Genomic DNA, 326 nt, shown 5'->3' with positions numbered 1-326 from the left:
GATGGGCCCGGTGTCCACTCCGGCGTCGGCCCAGTGCACGGTGCAGCCTGTCACCTTCACGCCATACGCCAGGGCATCCCGGACGCCGTGGGCGCCGGGGAACGACGGAAGCAGCGCGGGATGCGTGTTGAGGTATTTCCAGTCGTAGGCATCGATGTACTCCGGGCTCAAAATGCGCATGAAGCCCGAGGACACCACGCTGTCCGGCTGGTAAGCCGCCACCGCCTCGGTCAGTGCGGCGTTCCAGGCGGCCCGGTCCGCGTAGCCCTTGAAGTCCACCACGAAGGTGTCGATGCCCGCCGCGGCTGACCGCTCCACTCCATACG

General features: G+C 67.5%; 1 protein-coding gene. It reads right to left on the bottom strand.

From position 1 onward, the window contains the following. Nucleotides 1–326: phosphoribosylglycinamide formyltransferase (gene purN / locus JYA52_RS00015; RefSeq protein WP_276208495.1), on the bottom strand; the 326-nt coding region annotated here is incomplete at both ends.

This window comes from Arthrobacter pascens (assembly GCF_017052465.1).
GTDB classification, from domain to species: domain Bacteria; phylum Actinomycetota; class Actinomycetes; order Actinomycetales; family Micrococcaceae; genus Arthrobacter; species Arthrobacter pascens.
Note: the sequence above shows the minus strand (reverse complement) of the source record. Positions and strands in the feature narration are given on the sequence as shown.